The sequence below is a fragment of the Shewanella sp. 11B5 genome (assembly GCF_002836795.1).
Classification (GTDB): Bacteria; Pseudomonadota; Gammaproteobacteria; order Enterobacterales; family Shewanellaceae; genus Shewanella; species Shewanella frigidimarina.
Genome location: NZ_PJAP01000458.1, coordinates 1 through 4663, shown reverse-complemented (window position 1 = coordinate 4663; position 4663 = coordinate 1). Strand labels below are relative to the sequence as shown.

General features: G+C 42.8%; 5 protein-coding genes. 2 read left to right on the top strand and 3 right to left on the bottom strand.

Going from position 1 to position 4663, the window contains the following annotated elements; all coding sequences use genetic code 11:
* Window positions 1-112: 112 nt before the first annotated feature.
* The 3 genes from dxs to xseB are packed head-to-tail and all read right to left on the bottom strand — an operon-like array spanning window position 113 to window position 3158.
* Entirely contained in the window at window positions 113-1978 is a 1866-nt protein-coding gene (gene dxs / locus CXF78_RS10640) for a 1-deoxy-D-xylulose-5-phosphate synthase (RefSeq protein ID WP_102036763.1), read from the bottom strand.
* Window positions 1979-2000: 22 nt separating this feature from the next.
* Complete coding sequence (ispA, locus tag CXF78_RS10635; RefSeq protein WP_102036762.1) at window positions 2001-2882, bottom strand: (2E,6E)-farnesyl diphosphate synthase; 882 nt, start codon at window positions 2880-2882, stop codon at window positions 2001-2003.
* Between the two features lie 39 nt (window positions 2883-2921).
* Entirely contained in the window at window positions 2922-3158 is a 237-nt protein-coding gene (gene xseB / locus CXF78_RS10630) for an exodeoxyribonuclease VII small subunit (protein ID WP_011638237.1), read from the bottom strand.
* Window positions 3159-3497: 339 nt separating this feature from the next.
* Between xseB and pomA the strand changes: the two genes are divergently transcribed.
* A complete protein-coding gene (gene pomA / locus CXF78_RS10625; RefSeq protein ID WP_011638236.1) occupies window positions 3498-4265 on the top strand; it encodes a flagellar motor protein PomA in 768 nt (255 codons plus the stop codon).
* Between the two features lie 3 nt (window positions 4266-4268).
* Window positions 4269-4663: flagellar motor protein MotB (locus tag CXF78_RS10620; protein ID WP_308302248.1), on the top strand; the 395-nt coding region annotated here is incomplete at its 3' end.

The following is a 4663-nucleotide window of genomic DNA, read 5'->3' as shown; positions in this document are numbered from 1 at the left end:
CATAGTGCTATTCATCTAGTTACCGACACTATGATAACTAGAATGTTAGCCACAAAAAAGGACTGAATTTTCAGTCCTTTTTTGATCATCTGCCAGTAGGAATAGCTAAATATTAAGCCATAAAGGCTTGGATTTGCGCCAAAATACCCTGGGCATCAAGTTGCAACTCTGCGGTGATTTCATCAGGTGCACCGTGTTTAATAAACTCATCAGGTAAACCAATCTGTAACACAGGTTTCACAATCCGCATTTTGTGTAATGCTTCAATCACTCCTGAGCCTGCACCTCCCATAATCGCGTTTTCTTCAACGGTAACGATGACATCATGGCTATTGGCAAGTTGTTCAAGCAAGCCTAAATCTAGTGGCTTAACAAAGCGCATATCGGCAATGGTTGCATCCAGTTTTTCAGCTGCATCGGTAGCAGCCTCTAGTGTGGTACCAAAGTTAACAATAGCAATTTTTTGACCTTGACGGGTTAACACCCCTTTACCAATGGGTATCATCGTCATGGTGTCAATTTGTTCCGCCCCTGTAGCAAAACCTCGAGGGTAACGTACTGCAGTCGGCCCATCTTGATAGCAATAACCGGTATAGAGCATTTGGCGACATTCATTTTCATCTGATGGTGCCATAATAATCATATTCGGAATACAGCGCATAAAGCTTAAATCGAATGCACCTTGATGAGTTGGGCCATCTGCACCAACAATGCCACCACGGTCAATGGCGAATAATACTGGTAAACGTTGTAAAGCCACATCATGGATAAGTTGATCGTATCCGCGCTGTAAAAAAGTCGAATAAATAGCGACTACAGGCTTTAGTCCTGCACAGGCAAAACCAGCTGCTAATGTGACTGCATGCTGTTCGGCAATGGCAGCATCAAAATATTGGCTTGGGAATCGTTGTGAAAATTCAACCATACCTGAGCCTTCACGCATAGCGGGCGTAATAGCGACTAACTTGTCGTCTGTTGCGGCCATGTCGCATAACCATTTACCAAATACTTGTGAAAACGTAGGCAAACCTGGTTTAGTTGTCGGTTTCCTAAACTGGCTGGGATCAAACTTAGGCACCGCGTGCCAACCGATAGGATCTTTTTCAGCAGGTTCGTAACCACGACCTTTTTTGGTCATGATATGCAGTATCTGTGGACCCTTGAGGTTGCGCATATTTCGCATTGTTTCAACGAGCGAGTCAACATCATGGCCATCTATTGGGCCAATATAATTAAACCCTAACTCTTCAAAAAGCGTTGCAGGTACAACCATGCCTTTAAGGTGTTCTTCAGTACGCTTAGCCATTTCTTTAATGACTGGCATCCCTTTAAGGACCTTTTTACTGTTTTCTCGAATGGTGGTATAAAAACGACCTGACATCAGTTGCGCCAAATGATTATTCAGTGCGCCAACATTTTCAGAAATCGACATTTCATTGTCATTCAGTACCACGAGCATATCATTGTGCAAGTCGCCAGCGTGATTGAGGGCTTCAAATACCATTCCCCCCGTCATGGCACCATCACCAATTACAGCAACCACTTTTCGACCAACACCTTCTTTCCCTGCCGCAATCGCCATGCCTAATGCGGCACTAACAGAGGTACCAGAGTGACCCACGCTAAACGTATCGTATGGGCTTTCTTCACGCCATGGGAAAGGATGTAAGCCATTTTTTTGTCGAATGGTGTGCATCTGTTCACGACGATCGGTAAGAATTTTATGTGGATAAGCTTGATGCCCTACATCCCAAACTAACTGATCAAATGGGGTATTGTAGACATAATGAAGTGCCACAGTTAATTCAACTGTGCCTAGGCCAGAAGCAAAATGTCCGCTAGAAATAGCAACAGACTGAAGTAAGAACTGTCTGAGTTCATCAGACACTTGTGGAAGTAAACCTTGAGGTAACTTCCTTAATTCTTCTGGTGTATTAGCTTTCGCTAGTACTGGAAATTTAGAAATATCGAAGCTCATAGCGAGATTGTCTGACTCTTTATTATAATCTTCGCTCAATAATGTAGTGGGCGAAGTCTGCAATTAACTGGCTATTGTATGGTAATTTAGTCAGCGCTGATAGTGCATCTTGTATTAGTTGTTCTGCACAGGCTTTGGCACCATCGAGACCTAATAGTTTCGGGAAAGTGCTTTTATTCGATTGCTGATCGCTGCCTTGTGGTTTGCCTAGCTCTTCGGTGCTAGCGGTAATATCTAAAATATCATCTTGCACTTGAAAAGCTAGCCCAAGCGTATGGGCATATTTCATCATTAATTTGTAATGCTCATCGGGTACGTCAGCAGCAATTAAGGCAAGCTCAACCGCACAACTGATTAACGCTCCGGTTTTTTTATTATGTAATTCGGTTAATCGGTCTAAATTTATATTGTGATCTGTTGCACTCAAATCAATCGCTTGCCCACCACACATACCTTGATAGCCTGATGCTTTCGCGAGTACTCTGACCATCGCCAGTTGTTGCTTCGGATGTAAATCATTACAAGGGGCTGTGATAATTTCAAAAGCCAATGTTTGCAATGCATCACCGGCTAAAATAGCATTGGCTTCGTCAAATGCAATATGCACAGTAGGTTGGCCACGACGAAGAGCATCGTTATCCATTGCCGGTAAGTCATCGTGTATTAACGAATAGGCATGAATACACTCAATGGCAGCAGCGGCTTTATCAAGTGCATTAATGTTAACACCTAACATGTCACCTACACTGTAGACCAAAAATGGTCTTATGCGTTTCCCGCCCAATAGCGCGCCATGCAGCATCGCTGCTTTTAAATCTGGTGCAGCGTCATCGAGCAGCGTTAAATGTTGGTTAAGAATTCCATTAACGCGATTTTGGTATGTTGTTATTGCTTCAGCTAACACGTATCAATACCTATTATTCAATACACACTATGTTGACGATTATTCACTTTCTACAGTGAACGACGCTAATTCGGCATCATCTTCATTTAATAAGATAGAGACTTTTTGCTGTGCTTGCTCAAGTTTGGCTTGGCTTTGACGAACTAACTTAATGCCGCGCTCAAACTGTTTAAGTGCATCATCCAGCGACACTTCACCTTGCTCCAAATGAGCAACAATGGTTTCAAGTTCAGTTAATGATTGTTCAAAACTGAGATTTTCAGGTTTTTTAGCCACGAGTTATATTCCTTTCATTCAGCGTGTGACAAGGTATATCAGCCCAGCGTATCGGTCAAATACAGTCGCTGGTTATTTGCTCAACAGCACGCTTTGTTATTGAATTTTGTTTAGAATGTACAAAAACAAGCTAAACTTGAGCCAAGTTTGTCCGATAACAAGTCATGATTTAACATTACTAGCGAAAAATAGTATTGAAACTTTTGCTGTAATACATAACGATGGGCATTGTTATCAACACAAAATGCTGACGGATTATTCGGGTCGTATAACGTGCGCTAACAGCACGGTGGAAGTAGCACAAATAAGCAGCGTAATGACTGCGATTGAGGAGAGGTTGTGGATTTAGCTACCCTAATAGGTATTATCGGTGCTTTTGCATTTATTATTGGTGCAATGATCACCAGTGGTGGTATCGGATTATTTATCGATGTACCGTCAATTTTGATTGTTGTGGCAGGCTCTTTATTTGTGGTGATGATGAAATTTAACCTAAAGCAATTTTTAGGTGCAATAAAGATTGGTATGAAAGCCTTCATGTTTAAATTAGATAAACCTGAAGACTTGATAGAACAAGCTGTCACCATGGCTGATGCTGCCCGTAAAGGCGGTTTTTTAGCATTAGAAGAAGCGGTTATTACCAACACCTTTATGCAAAAAGCCGTTGATATGTTAGTTGATGGCCATGACGGTGATGTGGTGCGCAACGCATTAGAAAAAGACATTGCATTAACTGAAGAGCGTCACAAAACCGGGGTGGGTATTTTTAAAGCCATGGGCGATGTGGCACCTGCAATGGGCATGATTGGTACTTTGGTTGGTTTAGTGGCGATGCTATCTAACATGGATGACCCCAAATCCATTGGCCCTTCAATGGCAGTGGCATTGTTAACGACTCTCTATGGTGCGGTGATTGCCAACATGATCGCCATCCCGATGGCGGATAAATTATCATTACGAATGAACGAAGAATTGCTTAATCGTAATTTAATTATGGATGCGGTTTTAGCGATTCAAGATGGGCAGAACCCACGAGTTATTGAAGGATTTTTGAAGAATTATTTGGCTGAAAGTCTGCGAAAAATTGATACAACGGACGGAGAGTAACTCATGGCTAAGGCCAAGTGTGATTGTCCACCCGCTGGCGCCCCTATGTGGCTGGCCACATTTGCAGACTTAATGTCGTTGCTGATGTGTTTCTTCGTGTTGTTGCTAGCGTTCTCTGAAATGGACGTGATGAAGTTTAAACAAATTGCTGGCTCTATGAAGTATGCATTCGGGGTGCAAAATAAAGTTGAAGTGAAAGACATTCCTAAGGGGACGTCTGTTATTGCGCTTGAATTCCGCCCTGGTCGCCCCGATCCCACGCCTATTGAGATCATTAATCAACAAACCAATGAAATGACTCAGCCGACGATAGAATATCAGGCGGGTGAAGAAGACAGTGCTGGTGGTACTCAAAAGCAAAGCGGTGAGCAACGTGGTGGCAATGCAGCCGCAACAGC

Bases quoted from the DNA above. Each gene is read 5' to 3' on its own strand.
- dxs (WP_102036763.1), bottom strand. From the start codon at position 1,978: ATGAGCTTCGATATTTCTAAATTTCCAGTACTAGCGAAAGCTAATACA.